The sequence below is a fragment of the Pseudomonas sp. LS2P72 genome (genome assembly GCF_054897865.1).
Window position 1 is genome coordinate 2,439,693 of sequence record NZ_CM142708.1, and the last position, 17,636, is coordinate 2,457,328.

The 17,636-nt window shown below is 60.7% G+C and carries 17 protein-coding genes; 14 read left to right on the top strand and 3 right to left on the bottom strand.

All coding sequences use genetic code 11. The annotated features are described in order from the left end of the window. Positions 1–9 precede the first annotated feature (9 nt). The 4 genes from kdpB to ACYZUA_RS11320 all read left to right on the top strand — a co-directional run bounded on the left by kdpB (position 10) and on the right by ACYZUA_RS11320 (position 6,394). Positions 10–2,067 carry a potassium-transporting ATPase subunit KdpB gene (kdpB, locus tag ACYZUA_RS11305; protein ID WP_461963155.1) on the top strand — a complete coding sequence of 686 codons (2,058 nt, stop codon included), beginning with the start codon at positions 10–12 and terminating at the stop codon, positions 2,065–2,067. A 236-nt stretch (positions 2,068–2,303) separates the two neighbouring features. Continuing rightward, the gene (gene kdpC, locus ACYZUA_RS11310) at positions 2,304–2,849 is read left to right on the top strand and encodes a potassium-transporting ATPase subunit KdpC (protein ID WP_461963156.1); all 546 of its coding nucleotides are present in this window, start codon (positions 2,304–2,306) and stop codon (positions 2,847–2,849) included. A gap of 132 nt (positions 2,850–2,981) precedes the next feature. Next, entirely contained in the window at positions 2,982–5,627 is a 2,646-nt protein-coding gene (locus ACYZUA_RS11315; RefSeq protein WP_461963158.1) for a DUF4118 domain-containing protein, read from the top strand. 68 nt (positions 5,628–5,695) lie between these two features. Further along, positions 5,696–6,394 (top strand): response regulator, encoded by a 699-nt coding sequence (locus ACYZUA_RS11320; RefSeq protein ID WP_461963159.1) that lies wholly within the window; start codon positions 5,696–5,698, stop codon positions 6,392–6,394. 144 nt (positions 6,395–6,538) lie between these two features. Here the strand turns inward: ACYZUA_RS11320 and ACYZUA_RS11325 are convergent, their stop codons facing one another. After that, positions 6,539–7,579: a patatin-like phospholipase family protein gene (locus ACYZUA_RS11325; protein ID WP_461963160.1), complete on the bottom strand. Its 1,041-nt coding sequence runs from the start codon at positions 7,577–7,579 to the stop codon at positions 6,539–6,541. Positions 7,580–7,801: 222 nt separating this feature from the next. Between ACYZUA_RS11325 and ACYZUA_RS11330 the strand changes: the two genes are divergently transcribed. From ACYZUA_RS11330 to ACYZUA_RS11340, 3 genes are all read left to right on the top strand, one after another. Then, complete coding sequence (locus ACYZUA_RS11330; RefSeq protein ID WP_461963161.1) at positions 7,802–8,080, top strand: hypothetical protein; 279 nt, start codon at positions 7,802–7,804, stop codon at positions 8,078–8,080. Positions 8,081–8,169: 89 nt separating this feature from the next. Continuing rightward, positions 8,170–8,928, top strand: coding sequence for a CHAD domain-containing protein (locus tag ACYZUA_RS11335; RefSeq protein ID WP_461963162.1), 759 nt, complete (start codon positions 8,170–8,172; stop codon positions 8,926–8,928). A 238-nt stretch (positions 8,929–9,166) separates the two neighbouring features. After that, entirely contained in the window at positions 9,167–9,964 is a 798-nt protein-coding gene (locus ACYZUA_RS11340; protein WP_461963163.1) for an acyl-CoA thioesterase, read from the top strand. Here the strand turns inward: ACYZUA_RS11340 and ACYZUA_RS11345 are convergent, their stop codons facing one another. Together ACYZUA_RS11345 and ACYZUA_RS11350 are read right to left on the bottom strand one after the other, a co-directional pair. Beyond that, positions 9,965–10,330, bottom strand: coding sequence for a terminase (locus ACYZUA_RS11345; protein ID WP_461963164.1), 366 nt, complete (start codon positions 10,328–10,330; stop codon positions 9,965–9,967). It lies immediately after the preceding gene. A gap of 226 nt (positions 10,331–10,556) precedes the next feature. Beyond that, entirely contained in the window at positions 10,557–12,038 is a 1,482-nt protein-coding gene (locus ACYZUA_RS11350) for a methyl-accepting chemotaxis protein (RefSeq protein WP_461963165.1), read from the bottom strand. 178 nt (positions 12,039–12,216) lie between these two features. On the opposite strand from ACYZUA_RS11350, the gene ACYZUA_RS11355 reads away from it, so the two are divergent. From ACYZUA_RS11355 to ACYZUA_RS11385, 7 genes are all read left to right on the top strand, one after another. Beyond that, positions 12,217–12,747: a hypothetical protein gene (locus ACYZUA_RS11355; protein ID WP_461963166.1), complete on the top strand. Its 531-nt coding sequence runs from the start codon at positions 12,217–12,219 to the stop codon at positions 12,745–12,747. A gap of 63 nt (positions 12,748–12,810) precedes the next feature. Continuing rightward, positions 12,811–13,002 carry a PLDc N-terminal domain-containing protein gene (locus ACYZUA_RS11360; protein ID WP_008148797.1) on the top strand — a complete coding sequence of 64 codons (192 nt, stop codon included), beginning with the start codon at positions 12,811–12,813 and terminating at the stop codon, positions 13,000–13,002. A gap of 209 nt (positions 13,003–13,211) precedes the next feature. Beyond that, positions 13,212–13,445: a hypothetical protein gene (locus tag ACYZUA_RS11365; protein ID WP_283190331.1), complete on the top strand. Its 234-nt coding sequence runs from the start codon at positions 13,212–13,214 to the stop codon at positions 13,443–13,445. A 213-nt stretch (positions 13,446–13,658) separates the two neighbouring features. Continuing rightward, positions 13,659–14,000, top strand: a complete 342-nt coding sequence (locus tag ACYZUA_RS11370) for a ribonuclease E inhibitor RraB (protein ID WP_008148805.1) — start codon at positions 13,659–13,661, stop codon at positions 13,998–14,000. Positions 14,001–14,402: 402 nt separating this feature from the next. Further along, on the top strand, positions 14,403–15,812 hold the full coding sequence (locus ACYZUA_RS11375) for a circularly permuted type 2 ATP-grasp protein (protein WP_415759796.1): 1,410 nt from the start codon (positions 14,403–14,405) through the stop codon (positions 15,810–15,812). Positions 15,813–15,824: 12 nt separating this feature from the next. Beyond that, the gene (locus ACYZUA_RS11380) at positions 15,825–16,775 is read left to right on the top strand and encodes an alpha-E domain-containing protein (protein ID WP_208671981.1); all 951 of its coding nucleotides are present in this window, start codon (positions 15,825–15,827) and stop codon (positions 16,773–16,775) included. After that, positions 16,772–17,581, top strand: a complete 810-nt coding sequence (locus ACYZUA_RS11385; RefSeq protein WP_461963167.1) for a transglutaminase family protein — start codon at positions 16,772–16,774, stop codon at positions 17,579–17,581. Before ACYZUA_RS11380 ends, ACYZUA_RS11385 begins: the two co-directional genes overlap by 4 nt. The last annotated feature ends 55 nt before the right edge of the window (positions 17,582–17,636 follow it).

The window sequence follows — 17,636 nt, forward strand, 5'->3', positions numbered from 1 at the left end:
GAGTCAATGATGAATATGCCCGCAACTAAAGCCGCCACCGTCAAGGCGCCGGAACAACCGAAAACCGCGATCTCGGCCCTCTGGCGTCCGGCGCTGGTGCAAGCCTTCGTCAAGCTCGACCCTCGGCAATTGCAGCGTGCGCCGGTGATGCTGGTGGTCGAATTGACCGCGATCCTGACCACCGTGCTGTGCTTCATTCCCGACAGCAGCGTGCCGACTTTTGTCGCCGCGCAAATCGCCTTGTGGTTGTGGTTCACCGTGCTGTTCGCCAACTTCGCCGAAGCACTGGCCGAAGGTCGCGGCAAGGCCCGCGCCGACAGCCTCAAGGCCGGTAGTGAAGGCCTGAGCGCCCGACGCAAAACCGGCAACGGCGCCTTTCAGGTTGTGCCGGCCACCAGCCTGCGCAAGGGCGATGTGGTTCGTGTTGAAGCGGGGGAAATGATCCCCGGTGACGGCGAGGTGATTGAAGGCATCGCCGCGGTCAACGAAGCGGCGATTACCGGTGAATCCGCGCCGGTGATTCGCGAATCCGGCGGCGACCGTTCGGCTGTCACCGGCAACACCCGACTGGTGTCCGACTGGCTGTTGGTGCGCATCACTGCCAACCCCGGCGAGTCGACACTCGATCGCATGATCGCCCTGGTCGAAGGCGCCAAACGTCAGAAAACCCCGAACGAAGTGGCGCTCGATATCCTGCTGATCGGCCTGACCCTGATCTTCCTGCTGGTGGTCGTCACCCTGCAACCGTTCGCCCACTTCGCCAACGGCAGCCTGCCGCTGGTGTTTCTGGTGGCGTTATTGGTCACGCTGATTCCGACCACCATTGGCGGTCTGTTGTCGGCCATTGGTATCGCCGGGATGGACCGTCTGGTGCGTCTGAATGTGATCGCCAAATCCGGTCGCGCCGTGGAAGCGGCGGGGGACGTACACGTCCTGCTGCTGGACAAGACCGGCACCATCACCTTCGGTAACCGTCGTTGCACCGCGGTTTACGCGGCACCTGGCGTCACTGCCACGGAACTCGCCGAGGGTGCCTTGTTCGCCTCGCTGGCCGATGACACGGCTGAAGGTAAATCCATCGTCGAGTACCTGCGAGGTACTCAGCCACAACCTGAGCCGGCCACCGAGTTGCTCACCGCCGTACCGTTCAGCGCCGAGACGCGTCTGTCTGGCGTCGACTATCGGGGCCGCGTGTATCGCAAAGGCGCGGTGGATTCGTTGCTGGCCTTCGTCGGTCTGAAACGTGCCGATCTGGCCGCGCCGCTGTCCCGGGAAATCGACAAGATCGCCCAGAGCGGCGGCACCCCGTTGCTGGTCTGCGCCGACGGTAAATTGCTCGGCGCGATCCACCTCAAGGACGTGGTCAAACCCGGCATCCGCGAGCGATTTGCCGAGCTGCGCAAACTGGGCATCCGTACCGTCATGGTGACCGGTGACAACCCGCTGACCGCTGCGGCGATTGCGGCCGAGGCGGGTGTCGATGACGTGCTGGCCGAAGCCACTCCAGAGAAAAAACTGGCGCGCATTCGTCACGAGCAGAACGACGGTCGCCTGGTCGCCATGTGCGGCGACGGCGCCAACGACGCCCCGGCCCTGGCTCAGGCGGACGTGGGCATGGCGATGAACGACGGTACGCAAGCGGCGCGCGAGGCGGCGAACATGGTCGACCTCGACAGCGACCCGACCAAGCTGCTGGACGTGGTGCAGATTGGTAAAGAATTGCTGGTGACGCGCGGTGCGCTGACGACGTTTTCCATCGCCAACGACGTGGCCAAATACTTCGCGATTTTGCCGGCGCTGTTCGCCTCGATCTATCCGCAACTGGGCGTGCTGAACGTCATGCACCTGAGCAGTCCGCAGAGCGCAATTCTCTCGGCGATTGTGTTCAACGCCTTGATCATCGTGGTGCTGATTCCATTGGCATTGCGCGGCGTGCGCGTGCAGGCGGCGAGTGCGTCGGCGTTGTTGCGACGCAATCTGTTGATCTATGGATTGGGCGGGATAGTGGTGCCGTTTGTGGGGATCAAGGCGATCGACATGCTGTTGACGGCGTTGCATTTGGTTTGAGGCTGAAATCGACCCCCTCACCCTAACCCTCCCGAAACGTCGGACCGCCCGTGGGGAGAGGGGACTGATCTCGGATGCCTTGCGAAATTCAGCGACCTGATATTCCGAGGTGAATGGAAGATTTGAGAGCAACGCAGATCGGCTCCCTTTCCCCCTCTCCCCCGTGGGGAGAGGGCTGGGGTGAGGGGTGGATTTCCCTAACACGCCACAACTTCTCCAATTTCGAGGATTCTGAAATGTCCACAATGATACGCCCGGCCCTGAGCCTGCTCGTCCTGATGACCCTGATCACCGGCGTCGCCTACCCACTAGTGGTCACCGGTGTAGCCCAGGTCGCGTTCCCCGATCAGGCCAACGGCAGCCTGGTCCATGATGCCGACGGCAAGGTCCGCGGCTCGTCGCTGATTGCGCAAGATTTCGTCGGCGACGCCTGGTTCCATCCACGGCCATCGGCCGGTGCATTTGCCACTGTGTCGAGCAGTGCCAGCAACTTTTCGCCGAGCAACCCGGCCCTGGCCACTCGGGTGATCGACGATGCCAACAAACTGCAGGTACCGGGTCAGGGCCCAGTCCCGTTGGCTATGCTCACCACCTCCGGCAGCGGCCTCGATCCACACTTGCCTCCGGCCGCGATTGCCTATCAACTGGCGCGTGTTGCGGCGGCGCGCAATTTGCCGGTGTCTACGCTTCAGCAGTTGATGGATGCGCACATCGAGCAGCCACTCGTTGGCCCGCCGGTGGTGAATATACTGGCGCTAAACATCGCGCTGGAAAACCTGTAGATCGGTGGTGCTGCCATCGCGAGCAGGCTCACTCCCACATTTTGGAATGCATTCCCCTGTGGGAGCGAGCCTGCTCGCGATGGCGGCAGAACAGTCACCCTATCAACATCTGAATGAAAGAGATCCCCGAACATGAGTGACTCCGGCCGCGCCGACGCGCTGTTAGCAGACCTGCCCCGCGACGGCCGTGGCCGGCTCAAGGTTTTTCTCGGCGCCGCACCCGGTGTCGGCAAGACCTACGCCATGCTGCAAGCGGCCCACACCCAATTGCGTCAGGGCGTGAAAGTCATTGCCGGCGTGGTCGAAACCCACGGTCGCGCCGAGACCGAAGCGCTGCTCGGCGGCTTGCCGCAGCAGCCGTTGGTGCGCTCGGAATACCGTGGCGTGATGCTCGAAGAAATGGACCTCGACGGCCTGCTCGCGGCCAAACCGAAACTGGTGCTGGTGGACGAACTGGCCCACAGCAACGCGCCCGGCAGTCGTCACGCGAAACGCTGGCAAGACATTCAGGAACTGCTCGCTGCAGGCATCGACGTGTTCACCACGGTCAACGTCCAGCACCTGGAAAGTCTTAACGACAAAGTGCGTGGCATCACGGGCGTGCAGGTCCGCGAAACCCTGCCGGACTGGGTGCTGCAAGAAGCCTATGAGCTGCTGCTGATCGACCTGCCACCGCGCGAGCTGCTCGAGCGTCTGCGCGATGGCAAGGTCTACGTGCCGGAGCAGGCGAGGGCGGCGATCGACGCTTTCTTCACCCAGACCAACCTCACGGCCCTGCGGGAACTGGCGATGCAAACCGCCGCCGCTCAGGTCGATGATGATTTGGCCCAGGGCTATCGCCAGCTCGGCCAAGCGGCACCGGCGGTACGCGGTCGCCTGCTGGTCGGCGTCGATGGCGATGCTCAGGCCGAACGCCTGGTGCGTCATGCCAGTCGCGTCGCTCAGCGTCGACATTTGCCGTGGAGCCTGGTGCATGTAGACAACGGCAGTGTGCGTGACGAGCAGTCTCGCCTGCGCCTGCAAAGCGCCCAGCAATTGGCCGAACGCCTCGGCGGTGAAGTGGTGCTGCTGCGCGCCGGCGAGGTGGCGAAAACCCTGATCCAGCACGCCGCCGAACGCCGCGCGAGTTTGGTGTTGGTCGGTCAGTCCCGGCAGCGATTGCGTCGACGGTTGTTCGGCGGCGGACTGGCGTCGCGTTTGTTGCGTAATGCGCGCGGGCTGGAAATCAACGTCCTCGACAGCGATCACGAACAGCATCAGCCGCGTCAGCGTTCGGCGCAGTCACTGGTGTGGTTCGACTACGCGCTGGCGCTGGTGGCGACGGTGCTCGCCAGTGCCTTGGCCTGGGCGGTGTCGAGTGTTTTGCCACTGCCCAATATTTCGCTGGTGTTCCTCGCGGCGGTGTTGCTGGTGGCGGTGCGCAGCAGCCTCGGCCCGGCGCTGGCCTGTGCGGCGTTGTCGTTTCTGACCTATGACTTTCTGTTCATCCCGCCGAATTTTTCCTTCCGCATCCAGCGCGAAGAAGACGTGCTGACCTTGCTGTTCTTCCTGCTGATGGCAGCGCTGACCGGTAACCTCGCGGCCCGGCAACGGCGCCAATTGCAGGCGCTGCGCGACACTCAGGAAGAGACCACCGAACTGCTCGACCTGTCGCGCAAACTCACTGCCGCCACCGACCGCCAGGCGGTGGTCAGCGCAGCGGCCCAGCACCTCAATGGCTGGAGTGATCTGCAACTCTGCCTGCTCAATCAAGACGGACAGGGTGGCTGGAAAGTCGAAACCGGTGGCCCGCTGGAGTTCTCCGAAGCCGAGCGCGCTGCCGCCGATTGGGCTTGGCAACACGATCAACCGGCCGGCGCGGGCACCGGCACGCTACCGTTCGGGCGTTGGTGGTGGTGGCCGTTGTCGGTGGAAGACGGGCCGTTGGCATTGCTCGGTGTGTGTGCAAAAGAGGGTCAGACCTTGAGCGGTCAGCGTCGGCGTTTGTTGACCGCGCTGAGCCAACCGCTGGCTCAGGCACTGGCCCGTGCGCAATTGGCCGAAGACCTGGAAGCCGCGAGGCTGCACGGCGAAACCGAGCAGTTGCGCAGTGCCTTGCTGGCCTCGGTGTCCCACGATTTGCGCACACCGCTGACCTCCATGCGCGGCAGCATCGACAGCCTGTTGGCCCTCGGTGAAGCGATCCCGCTGGAGGATCGCCGCGAACTGCTTGAAGGCACTCGCGATGAAGCCGAGCGTCTCGATCGCTACATCCAGAACCTGCTGGACATGACCCGTCTCGGGCACGGCGCCCTGAAGCTGGCGCGGGACTGGGTGTCGCCGGCCGACATCGTCGGCAGTTCGCTCAATCGTCTGCGCGCTGTGCTGGCGCCGTTGCAAGTGACCACCGAAGTGCCGCCAGAGTTGCCGCTGCTGTACGTCCACGCCGCGCTGATCGAACAGGCGCTGGTCAACGTGCTGGAAAACGCCGCGCGGTTTTCACCGTCTCACGGTCGCCTGCAATTGCGCGCCGGAGCCGATGACAGCGAGCTGTTTTTTTCGGTGAGCGATGAGGGGCCGGGGATTCCGCACGATGAGCGAGCGAAGATTTTCGACATGTTCTACACCGCCGCGCGCGGTGATCGTGGCGGGCAAGGCACCGGGCTGGGGCTGGCGATCTGTCAGGGCATGGTCGGTGCCCATGGCGGGCGGATCAGTGTCGCCGATGGCATCGAAGGGCGCGGCACCTGCATCACCTTGCACCTGCCGTTGCAGGCTCAGCCGGCCTTTGAAAATTAAGAGCCGAAAGTGAAGCCTGATCATGCTTGCGTTACTCTCTTGCCACTTCTTTGTGTTGATGTGAATTCATGAGCCAGACCGCGACCATTTTGGTCATTGACGACGAACCGCAGATCCGTAAGTTTCTGCGCATCAGCCTTGTTTCCCAGGGCTACAAAGTGCTGGAGGCCGGCACTGGCACCGAGGGCCTGGCCCAGGCAGCACTGAATAAACCGGACCTGCTGGTACTCGACCTCGGCCTGCCGGACATGGACGGCCAGCAAGTGCTGCGCGAATTTCGCGAGTGGTCGACGGTGCCGGTGCTGGTGCTCTCGGTGCGCGCCAGTGAAGGGCAGAAAGTCGAAGCGCTCGACAACGGCGCCAACGACTACGTGACCAAGCCGTTTGGCATTCAGGAATTTCTGGCACGGGTGCGTGCCTTGTTGCGCCAGGCTCCGGCGGGAGAAGCTCAACAAGCGGCGCTGATGTTCGGTCCGTTGACCGTCGATCTGGCGTATCGGCGGGTGTTGCTCGACGGCACCGAAGTCGCGCTGACCCGCAAGGAATACGCGGTGCTGGCACAACTGGCGCGACACCCGGGACGGGTCATCACCCAGCAGCAATTGCTCAAGGATATTTGGGGGCCGACCCATACCGAGGACACTCACTACCTGCGGATTGTGGTCGGGCACCTGCGCCAGAAACTGGCGGATGATCCGACTCAGCCGCGGTTTATCGTGACTGAGGCGGGGGTTGGGTATCGGTTGTTGAGTGAGGACAGCCTTTAGTTGTTGTGTTGGATTATCCGGCCCCATCGCGAGCAGGCTCGCTCCCACATTTGATCTTTGGTGGTCATAAAATTTGTGTATCACTTAAATCCACTGTGGGAGCGAGCCTGATCGCGATGGGGCCCCTTCATTCACTCGAGAATCTCAGGAATCCCGCTCATTCTCATACCGATCCATCGTATCCCGCGCAATTTCCCGTCCCAGCGCGATCAGCTCCGGCGCTTTATAGAACTCGAAAAACCGGCACACCCGTTTTGGCACGTTGATCAAAATATCCGGCGGATAACCAGCGATCTTGTACTGCGCCAATGACGTCTGCATCACCTCGAAACTCTGGTTGATCAGGTCGAGCAAAGAGGCCGGCCCAACGTTGTCGATGATGAACGAGCCGGTGGCGGACTTCGGCGCGCCGGCGCGTTCGGGGGCGGCCGCCGGTTGCTGGGCCTCCGGTTCGGCGGATTCGATCCAGGGGTTGATATCGGCCGCTTCTGCCATCAACGCTTCCTTTTCCAGCCGCAGCAATTGTTCTGCCTGTTTGCGGCGGAAGGGCATTTTTGAACCGAGCGAATTGATCAGGCTGTCGAAACGGGTCTTGAACGCCGCCGGGCGCTGGATCACCGGCAATTGATAGTGGCGCTGGTTGGTGGAGTTGAGGTTGACCGCGATGATCAGGTCGCAATGACTCGACACCACCGGCACGATCGGTAAAGGGTTGAGGATGCCGCCGTCCACCAGCATGCGGTTGCCCTGCATCACCGGGGTGAACAGGCTGGGAATCGCCGCCGAGGCGCGCATGGCCTGGTGCAGGCAGCCTTCCTGGAACCAGATTTCCTGTTGGTTGGTCAGGTCGGTGGCCACGGCCGTGTAGGGGATGCGCAAATCTTCAATATTGATCTCGCCGACGATCTTGCGGATCTGCCCGAAAACCTTCTCCCCGCGAATCGCGCCCAGACGAAAACTGACGTCCACCAGACGCAAGACGTCGAGGTAATCCAGGCTTTCGATCCAATTGCGATAATCGTCGAGTTTGCCGGCGGCATAGATCCCGCCGACCACTGCGCCCATGGAACATCCGGCAATGCAGGCGATGTCGTAGCCACGCCGTTCGATCTCTTCAATGACCCCGATATGGGCGTAGCCCCGGGCCCCACCCGAGCCCAGCACTAGCGCGACACGCTTTTTCATGAATCGCCCTCGTCTGACAAGGTTCAACAATGCACCCATCGAGGGGCGCGCTTCAATCGCTAAGGTCGTTCCGCGAAGCGAGGGCGTCGTTTTTTCGACACTCTTTGGCGGCTGATGGGTATTCTCGCGAGCGCTAGAGTTTCCGCGGCGGGACCAAGGCACTTTTCACGCGCCGGACCGTCTTAACTGCACGACTGTTGACCTATTTTTGAGGTGTGAATAATGAAAGCCTGGATCTGTGTGCCGTTGATTGCCCTGGCACTTGCCGGTTGTGCCGGTAAAACCGCTTACCGCGACAGCTGCGACAGCCAGCTCGACGCCGCTTGGCGCGAACTGGATCTGGCCAAGGTCGAGGGCTTCGCCGGGACTGTCAGTTACTCCAAGGCCTTGTCGTTGCTGACCGGCGCCAAGACCCAGCAGCAATTCGAGGCGTTCGAAGGCTGCACCAAGAAGGCCGAAAAGGCGCGTTTTTATATTCGTGAATCGCGCGCGGGGCGCTGAAAGCCGCTCTAAGCTCTAAGCTGCAAGCAATAAGTCGGTCGCCCCGGATTTCGGCTGGCGGCTTGCAGCTGTTTACGGAGTAAATCCCCATGATTAACCGGTTGGTGGCCCATGTTCTGGGCCTGGAAGTCCGTTTGCTGGCCTGTCAGGCACGCTTGAGTGCGCGCACCGACCCTGAAGCGCTGCACGATCTGCGCACCACGGTTCGCCGTTTGCGCAGTCTGCTGCGGCCATTGCGCGGCTTGCCCGGTGTCGAACAGCTGGAAGCGGCGGCGTCCCGGGTCGGCGACCTGACCACGCCGTTGCGCGATCGCGAAGTGCTGGCGGCGTACCTGCTCGAGCATGATCAACCCGAGGCTGCCCATCGGCGTATGGCGCAGATGGCCGAGGCTTACCCGGCGGTCGCGACGAGTCCTGAAGTGGCGCAGTTGCTGATGATCCTCGACGCTTTTCCGCGTTTTCTGCGGGCCTCCCAGCGTCAGGGGTTGCTCAAGGGCTTGCGTCAGCGGATCGAAAAACGTTTGGCCAAGCAGTGGAAAAAACTCGACAAAGCCCTGCACGATCCGGCGCATGATCGCCACCGTTTGCGCCTGCTGATCAAGCGTGTGCGTTACGGCATCGAAGCCTATCCCGAACTGGATCGACTGCCGAAAGCAGCGATGCCGCACTTGAAGGCCGCGCAAAGTGCCTTGGGCGATTGGCACGATTGCTTGCAATGGCTGGCCATGGCTGAGAAGGAAACCGATTTGCAACCCTGCGTCGCGGCCTGGAAAACCGCCATGACCAAGGCCGAAGGCCGCGCAGACCGCGTCCTCGACAAACTCAGCGCCGCTTGCTTCAAATCCTGAAACCACCACATATCCCTGTGGGAGCGAGCCTGCTCGCGAAAGCGTTTTCACATCCAACATGGATGTGGCTGAAGTGCCGCTTTCGCGAGCAGGCTCGCTCCCACAGTGATCACTGTTGAATCTGGAATCGATGTTCGGCACACGGCCTATCTGTCAGTCTCTTTGGCCGGTATAAGCGCTGTGCCATCCTCGCAGGCTGGTTAAGATCCCTTCATCCTTTTCCCACACCGAGGTTTTCATGCGCTTTTCCGATCTGCTCGACGCTGTCCGCAGCCAGCCGCAGGAGTTGTCCATCCCGGCCGAATGGGCTCAGGGGCGTGCCAGTTTCGGTGGCCTGGTGGCCGCCTTGCAGTACGAAGCCATGCGCGCGAAAGTGCCGGCGGATCGTCCGGTGCGTTCGCTGGCGATCACCTTTGTCGGCCCGGTCGAGCCTGAGGTGCCGGTCAGTTTTGAAGTCGATGTGCTGCGCGAAGGCAAAGCGGTCAGCCAGGTGCTGGGTCGGGCAATGCAGAACGGCCAGGTGGTGACATTGGTCCAGGGCAGCTTCGGCGCCTCGCGACCGTCGGAAGTGGCGGTGATCGCCCAACCGGCACCCGAGATGAAGCACTGGGATGACTGTCAGGAACTGCCTTACATCAAAGGTGTGACCCCGGAATTCATGCGCCATTTGGCGATGCGCTGGAGCGTCGGCGGTCTGCCATTCACGGGCAATAAATCCCGCGAGATGGGCGGCTGGGTGCGCTTGCGTGGGGACGTGAAGGAAGAGGCGGTCAGCGAGTCGCATATCCTGGCGCTGGTCGACGCCTGGCCACCGGCGCTGTTGCCGCACCTGAAAAAACCGGCGATGGGCAGCACGCTGACCTGGACCATTGAATTCGTCCAGCCGTTGCTTGAACTGAGCACGCTGGACTGGTGCAAATACTTCGTCGAGATCGAGCATGCCGCTGACGGCTACGGTCATGCGGCCGCGAAATTGTGGAACGCGGACGGTCAGTTGATTGCCATGAGCCGGCAGACGGTGACGATTTTCGCCTGATCAGTGACGGCGGTGGCGCTCACGCCAGGCGCGCCACCAGCGGCCGCTCAGGAAGAACCGTGGGAAGGTCAGAAACTGCTCGACCAGCAAGCGCGACACGGCATCTTTGCGATCACTGAACGGTTCGGAGGATTGCGCCTCCAGGCTGTGACCGTGGCGTTGCAGGCCGAGGGCGGCGAGCAGGCCGATGACGCCAATCGCGACATTCGCGAAACTCAGACTGAACACTCCCGAGACAATCAGCAGAAACCCCACGATGAACAGCGGCACGGCAATCAGGTGCAGCACCAGATTGGTCGGGTGCTGGTGATTGTTCGGGTACGCTCGCCATTGCCAGGAGGGGAGGTTGGGGTGACGTTTGCCCATGATGGTAATCCTTGGTTCGTTGAGGCTCTTGAACAAAGAATAGGCCGGGGCAAACCAGTCGGCGAATCGAGGCTGGCTATCGGAGTGATAGGTGTCATGTTCAATATTGATGTTGGCCGGGCTGACGCTATCGCGGGTAAGCCTTGCTCCTACAGATTGATGTCGTTCGCAGGGTTTGCGAACACCTCCAATACTGTAGGAGCCAGGCTTGCCCGCGATGAGGACCTTACAGTTTGAGCTGACCGATAGCCTTGCTCAGTTCCCCGGCCAACGCTGCCAGTTCATGGCTGGTGGTCGCCGAATTCACCGTCTGCTGCACGGTGGTCTCGGTGACGTCGCGAATGCTCACTATCGACCGATTCATCTCCTCCGCAACGTGGCTCTGCTGCTCGGCCGCCACGGCGATCTGCGTATTGCTTTCACGCATCTGTGCCACGGCGCTGGTGATTTCCACCAAGGCTGCGCCGGCCTCCTGAGCCTGCTGCACGCAATCGTCGGCCTTGAACGAACTTTCCTGCATGAAATCCACCGCGTCCCGGGTCCCGGCCTGCAACGCCGAAACCATGATCGTGATCTCGTCCGTGGAGGTCTGGACACGTTTGGCCAGGTTGCGCACTTCATCGGCGACCACCGCGAAACCGCGTCCCATTTCACCGGCACGGGCCGCTTCAATCGCTGCGTTCAGCGCCAGCAGATTGGTCTGCTCGGCGATGCTGTGAATCACACTGACCACGCCGTTGATCTTCTGACTGTCCTCGGCCAGACGCTGAATCATCTCGGCAGTCTGCTGCACCCCGCTGGACAGGCCGGCAATCGACTTCTGCACCCGACTGACCACTTCTTGCCCGCTGCCGGCCAGGGTGTCGGCGGTTTGCGAGAGGTCGCGGGTGGCGCCGGCGTGCTGGGCAATGTGATAAACCGTGGCGGTCATTTCGTTGATCGCCGTAGCGGCCTGATCGGTTTCGCTTTGCTGGCCGAGCATGCCGTGACGCACCTCGTTCATGCTCGACGCAAGCCTTGCCGCGCCGACATCCAGTTGCCGGGCGGTGCTGGCGACGGTGTTGACCACTCGCTGGTAACCGGCCTGCATGGCGTTGAAGGCATTGGCCATTTGCCCGACTTCGTCAGTGCAGGCCAGCGGCACACGGGCCGACAGGTCACCGGTTTTCTCGACGTGAAGCATCACGTCCTTCAGCGTATTGAGTTGGCTGAGCAGGAAGCGGATCAACAATTGCGAAGCGCCGAGCATCGCCAGCATCAGGATCGCGACCGCCACGGCATAGTTGGGAAAACGCTCGCTAAACACCTGGGTCAGGCTCGGACCATGAGCAATTACCGCGACCTGGTTGCCATCCGTACGCGTGAACACTTCAGCGCCCATCAACGGGTTGTTGCCGAACAGCGGCATGGCATTGATCTCGACCCAGCCGTTGGTATCGGCCAGTTCCAGTACCGGCTGCCCGTTCAGCAGCGGTGCCTGCCCGCGACTGAAGGTCAGCATGTTATCGGCTTTGGGGAGCGGCTGCCCGGCGGGCCAGGCGTTGAGCAGTCGCGCCTGGGCTTGTGCCGATGCCTGATAAGCATGGCTGCGGGCCTGTTGTTCGAGCTGTACGGCGTACAAAACCAGCAACAAAGTGGTGACGAAGGCAACGGCATTGACCGCCCAGAATTTGTATTTCAGCGAGATATTGCTAAGCCAGGCACCCATGGAGGTCTTCTCTGATAGCGGAAACAGTTTCGGCAAGGTGCCAGTATTGTGCCGCTACTCAGGGCGCCGGATCTTGATGTGGGTCAACAATCCCGGCCATGCTCGCGCACAGGAATTGCGGGGCGTAATGCGCTATCCTTCGCGCCTTCAAAATTCCTTCGCTACAGGATTCCGCCCCATGAAAGCCGCACTCGTCGAACTCATCAGCAAAATCAGCTCCGGGTGCATGAGCGATGACGAAATCCTGAAAGTTGCTGACGAAGCGGCCCAGGCCTACGCCGATCCCGAGGCTTTTCTGACGGCCAATCCGGATATCAACTACGACGAGTCGTTCCCGATTCCGCTGGGCGAGTGGGTCGTCGTCGGCAGTCTTCCAGAGACCGTGCTGTTCCAGGCCGACACCTATGTGGACCTGTTCGCCCAGATCGTTTCCTCGTTCGGCCCCGGCGTTGATTTCAATATCAAACCCAAGCAACTGGCCAAGACTGAAGCCCTGACCGCGCTCAATCGCATTCAGGTGCAGATGGGCAGCATGAACAAGGAAAACGGCGGTTACACGCTGATGAACTTCAGTCAGTTGCTCGACGACGAACTGCAAGTGGTGCTGGTCTACGGCAACGACGTGCCGCGCGTGCTCGAGTTGTGTGCCCAAGTCGGCATCGCTGCCGCACCTTCGCTGGAAGCCCTCAAGATCGCCGTCCACGTTTAAAAAACGGAACCCTCGCAAGGCCCGGCTATCCTAAGAGTGCAAACCACTCTTAGGAGCAACACCATGGGTTCCACGTTCAACGGTCTGATTGGCCTGATTATTCTTGCCCTGGATATCTGGGCAATCATCAACGTGCTCAAAAGTGGTGCCGACACAGGGATGAAAATCATCTGGGTGCTGCTGATCCTGCTGCTGCCGGTGCTGGGCCTGATCATCTGGGCTATTGCCGGGCCAAGGGGCAACGTAAGGATTTGACAGTGACCATCATGGGCAGGTAACCGTCCGTTGCCACCGCATTCATCGGAGCACTTCCCATGAGCAACACCCGACCAGCGAGTACCTGGAAACCCTCTATGAAGGCATGCTTCACTTAAAGATGTAGAAGGTCCGGTTGAACGATTGGCCGGGGAAGAATGTCGAGATACATGTAAGCCCATCCATGGGTTTTATCGAGGAGGCACCTGATGCAAAAGTGGAAAGTCACTTTCGTTGATGATCACGGTGAACAAGTTGACGAGGTGTTCGAGAGCGATGAATGCCCGAACAACGAGCAAGCTGCGAAACTCATTCGCGCCCGGTGTCTGCCTGTGGCTGCCGAACTGGACCTCAACGATCTGGAAGGGCGCACCGATGATCCGACTGTCAAAAGTCTGAAGTCCCAGTACAGCATTGAAATCCTCAGCATCACGCCAATCTGAACATCTCCTGTCACATTCCTAACCAGGCCTTGGCAGCGGCTCTATCTTGAGGCTACTCTGCAATCGAGATCAGCGAACGGATCGCTAAGGTCTGGTCTTGTCAGCTACATGCTTGCTTCCCACCGGCAACGTTGTTGCCGCATCGCTCGCCCCATTCGGTTGCGAGTGCCGGGAATACGGAAAGTCTATCCATCAGTCTGAGGGGGACGTTTCATGAGCACAGCCTATCAAGAAGACATCAGCACCAGCGTCTTGCGCCGCATGAAAGAAGGCGGTTTCGACTTTTCACGATTCCATCCCATCGAGTTCTACGCCATTTTCCCGGACGAGGAGCGGGCGCGCAGGGCGGCAGGGCATTACTGTGGTGAATCCTTGAATGCACAAATCAGCGTGCGCGATGACGGCGCGTGGTACCTGGAGCTGAGCAAAGTGATGTACGCCACTTATGACGGCATCGGCGATTTTGAGCAGGATTTCGAGGCGGTGGTCGAGCCTTTGGGCGGCATCATCGAAGGATGGGGCGTCAAGCAGGAGGTACGAGGGCGACTCGCATAACTTATGAACAGTGACAATACTCAGCAACGGCTGACCTCAGGGTTGGCCGTTTTCGTTTGTAGGGTTTGGAACGATCTCTTGATCGTGTTTTGATTCATAACGTTTCAAAAACGCAAAAAAAAGCCGCCTAAACAGGCGGCCAAAGGGAAATTCCTCAAGAATTCCAGCGAATGCGCGGATTATCCGCATCGACTCCCGGGCAGTGAAATCAACTCTGACTATGCTGGTGATAGGCGACAACATTGCTTCGCAATGAAGCGGGGGCGATCGGGTGGGGGCATTTACCGCACAGGATTGGTGCGGTGCGTGCAGTGTGATTATCCAACTGATTGATATCAAAGCGTTTATGCCGATGGCACGGGCTTTGCGAAGCCCAGATGTCCGGGTGACAAGGAGTACGGCATGATCCGCACCTATTTTGATGAGATGTACGATGCCGGCGGCCAGGTCCGCCCGCATTATCGGGAGTTTGCCCGTTGGCTGTCCGAAACGCCTGACGAGCTTTTGGCACAACGGCGACGCGAGGCCGATCTGTTATTTCATCGCGCCGGGATAACATTCACGCTCTATGGTGATGAGCAAGGGACAGAGCGCCTGATTCCCTTCGACACCATCCCCCGCAGCATTCCCGCCAGTGAATGGCGAGTTGTCGAGCGCGGCTGCATTCAGCGGGTCAAGGCGTTGAACATGTTTCTCGCCGACCTCTATCACGAGCAGCGCATTATCAAGGCCGGCATCATCCCGGCCGAGCAGGTGCTGGCCAACGAGCAATACCAGTTGGCGATGCAAGGACTGAATCTGCACCGCGATATCTATTCCCACATCTCCGGTGTTGATCTGGTGCGCGATGGCGACGGCACGTACTACGTGCTTGAAGACAATCTTCGTACGCCGAGCGGCGTCAGCTACATGCTGGAAGACCGCAAGATGATGATGCGGTTGTTCCCCGAGTTGTTCGCTGCCCAGCGCATTGCTCCTATCGACCACTATCCGAATCTGTTGCTTGACACCCTGAAAAGCTCCAGCCCGATTGATAACCCGAGCGTGGTGGTACTGACGCCGGGTCGTTTCAACAGCGCGTTCTTTGAACATGCGTTTCTGGCGCGGGAAATGGGCGTTGAACTGGTGGAAGGCGCGGACCTGTTCGTGCGGGATGACAAGGTGTTCATGCGCACCACGGACGGGCCGAAAGCCGTCGACGTGATTTACCGTCGCCTCGACGATGCATTCCTCGATCCGCTGGCGTTCAACCCGGACTCGATGCTCGGCGTTCCAGGGCTGCTGTCGTCGTACCGCTCCGGCAATGTGGTGCTGGCGAATGCCATCGGTACCGGGGTCGCGGACGACAAGTCGGTGTATCCATTCGTCACGGACATGATCCGTTTCTACCTGGATGAAGAGCCGATTCTGAAGAATGTGCCGACGTGGCAGTGTCGTAATCCCTCCGAACTGTCCCACGTACTGGCCAATCTTCCAGAGCTGGTGGTCAAGGAAACCCAGGGCTCCGGCGGTTACGGAATGCTGGTCGGGCCGGCGGCGACGGCGGCGGAAATCGAATCTTTCCGCGCGCGGATCAAAGCCAAGCCCCACGCGTACATCGCACAACCGACGTTGTCCCTGTCGACCTGTCCGACCTTTGTCGAAAACGGCATCGCTCCACGCCACATCGACCTGCGTCCGTTTGTATTGTCTGGCCGCGAAACCCGGGTTGTGCCCGGCGGTTTGACCCGTGTTGCCCTGCGCGAAGGCTCCCTGGTGGTGAATTCATCCCAGGGCGGCGGAACCAAGGACACCTGGGTGGTCGAGGATTGAAGGAAGCCTGCCATGTTAAGTAGAACTGCCTCGGATTTGTATTGGATGTCACGTTACCTGGAGCGGGCGGAAAACCTCGCACGGATGCTCGACATCAGTTATTCGCTGTCGCTGATGCCACAGGATGGCCGCGGTGACGGCCTGCATGAACTCGCCATGCCGTTGCTGATCACCGGCACCCTGGACGATTACCTGGAGCGCCACGGCGATCTGCATGCTGAACGGCTGCTGCATTTCTTCGCCCTGGATGCGGCCAACCCGGCGAGCATCTACAGTTGCCTCGGCGCCGCGCGGGCCAGTGCCCATGCGGTGCGTGGGCGAATCACCGCTGACATGTGGGAAAACATCAATGCCACCTGGCTGGAAATCCGCGGGATTGCCGATCAGGGATTGAGCCGCTACGGCATGAGCCGTTTCTGCGAGTGGATCAAGGAACGTTCCCACCTGTTCCGCGGCGCGTCCTACGGCACGATCATGCGTAACGATGCGTTCCGCTTCATTCGTCTGGGGACGTTTATCGAAAGGGCCGACAACACGTTGCGCCTGCTCGACGCCCGCTACGAAATGGCTGGCGATCAGGCCGAGGCGGTCAGCGATGGCACCGCTCACGCGTATTACCAGTGGAGTGCTTTGCTGCGGGCGTTGTCCTCGTTCGAGGCCTACACCGAGATCTACCGCGATGCGCCCGGCGCCCGGCATGTGGCTGAGTTGCTGTTATTGCGCGCAGACGTTCCGCGTTCATTGCGCGCCTGCACCGAAGAAATCGACCAGATCCTTGCCCAGCTGCCGGGGGCCAATGGCCGTCCCGCGCAACGCCTGGCAGCGGAAATTGACGCACGCCTGCGCTACACCGGCATCACCGAAATTCTCGACGAAGGCCTGCACGCCTGGCTGACCGAGTTCATCCCGCTGGTGCGCCAGTTGGGTAACGCCATACACAGTTCCTACCTGGAGGCTGCATGAGACTTTCCATTAGCCACGAGACCACCTATCACTACGAAGATCAGGTGCGGGCGAGCATCCAGTACCTGCGACTGACCCCCCACGACAGCGAGCGTCAGCATGTGCTGAGCTGGCAGCTCGACTTGCCGCGCCCGGTGCGCGCGCAACTCGATCCATTCGGCAATATCCTGCACGTACTGACCCTGGACGAGCCCCACGAGGCGATCATCATCGGCGCCCGGGGCCAGGTGGACATCGACGAATTGCGCGAGGCGGAGCATGAAAGCCAATCGGCGCTGCCGTTCTTGCGTTTCACGCGCCTGACCGAAGCCGACGAAGCCCTGCGTGCGTTCGCCGAGAAAGAATGCAAGCAGCGCCGGGATCGCACGGCGCTGATCGACTTGATGCATGGTCTGAACCAGCACATGACCTACACGCCGGGCTCCACCGAAGTGGACACCAGCGCCGCCCAGGCTTTCGCCGGGCGTTCGGGCGTCTGTCAGGACCACACCCACGCATTTCTCGCCTGCGCTCGCAGCCTGAGCATCCCTTCGCGTTATGTGTCGGGCTATTTGTACAGCGAGAACAGCGAACACCTGGCCAGTCACGCTTGGGCGGAAGCCTGGCTCGATGACGCCTGGTACAGTTTCGACGTGACTAATGAATTGGCGCGGCCCGAGCGTCATCTGAAACTGGCGGTGGGCCTGGATTACCTGGATGCCTGCCCGGTGCGTGGCATGCGGCGTGGCGGTGGTTGCGAGCAGATGCATGCGAAGGTGTTTGTGTCACCGACTCCGATGCCGGTGATCTCAGTGCAACAGCAGTAATCGCGATTCACTGCGGGAGCGACTTCGATGGTGAGGGGCTGACCTGTGGCGAGGG

Bases quoted from the DNA above. Each gene is read 5' to 3' on its own strand.
- kdpB (WP_461963155.1), top strand. From the start codon at position 10: ATGAATATGCCCGCAACTAAAGCCGCCACCGTCAAGGCGCCGGAACAA.
- kdpC (WP_461963156.1), top strand. From the start codon at position 2,304: ATGTCCACAATGATACGCCCGGCCCTGAGCCTGCTCGTCCTGATGACC.
- ACYZUA_RS11315 (WP_461963158.1), top strand. From the start codon at position 2,982: ATGAGTGACTCCGGCCGCGCCGACGCGCTGTTAGCAGACCTGCCCCGC.
- ACYZUA_RS11320 (WP_461963159.1), top strand. From the start codon at position 5,696: ATGAGCCAGACCGCGACCATTTTGGTCATTGACGACGAACCGCAGATC.
- ACYZUA_RS11325 (WP_461963160.1), bottom strand. From the start codon at position 7,579: ATGAAAAAGCGTGTCGCGCTAGTGCTGGGCTCGGGTGGGGCCCGGGGC.
- ACYZUA_RS11330 (WP_461963161.1), top strand. From the start codon at position 7,802: ATGAAAGCCTGGATCTGTGTGCCGTTGATTGCCCTGGCACTTGCCGGT.
- ACYZUA_RS11335 (WP_461963162.1), top strand. From the start codon at position 8,170: ATGATTAACCGGTTGGTGGCCCATGTTCTGGGCCTGGAAGTCCGTTTG.
- ACYZUA_RS11340 (WP_461963163.1), top strand. From the start codon at position 9,167: ATGCGCTTTTCCGATCTGCTCGACGCTGTCCGCAGCCAGCCGCAGGAG.
- ACYZUA_RS11345 (WP_461963164.1), bottom strand. From the start codon at position 10,330: ATGGGCAAACGTCACCCCAACCTCCCCTCCTGGCAATGGCGAGCGTAC.
- ACYZUA_RS11350 (WP_461963165.1), bottom strand. From the start codon at position 12,038: ATGGGTGCCTGGCTTAGCAATATCTCGCTGAAATACAAATTCTGGGCG.
- ACYZUA_RS11355 (WP_461963166.1), top strand. From the start codon at position 12,217: ATGAAAGCCGCACTCGTCGAACTCATCAGCAAAATCAGCTCCGGGTGC.
- ACYZUA_RS11360 (WP_008148797.1), top strand. From the start codon at position 12,811: ATGGGTTCCACGTTCAACGGTCTGATTGGCCTGATTATTCTTGCCCTG.
- ACYZUA_RS11365 (WP_283190331.1), top strand. From the start codon at position 13,212: ATGCAAAAGTGGAAAGTCACTTTCGTTGATGATCACGGTGAACAAGTT.
- ACYZUA_RS11370 (WP_008148805.1), top strand. From the start codon at position 13,659: ATGAGCACAGCCTATCAAGAAGACATCAGCACCAGCGTCTTGCGCCGC.
- ACYZUA_RS11375 (WP_415759796.1), top strand. From the start codon at position 14,403: ATGATCCGCACCTATTTTGATGAGATGTACGATGCCGGCGGCCAGGTC.
- ACYZUA_RS11380 (WP_208671981.1), top strand. From the start codon at position 15,825: ATGTTAAGTAGAACTGCCTCGGATTTGTATTGGATGTCACGTTACCTG.
- ACYZUA_RS11385 (WP_461963167.1), top strand. From the start codon at position 16,772: ATGAGACTTTCCATTAGCCACGAGACCACCTATCACTACGAAGATCAG.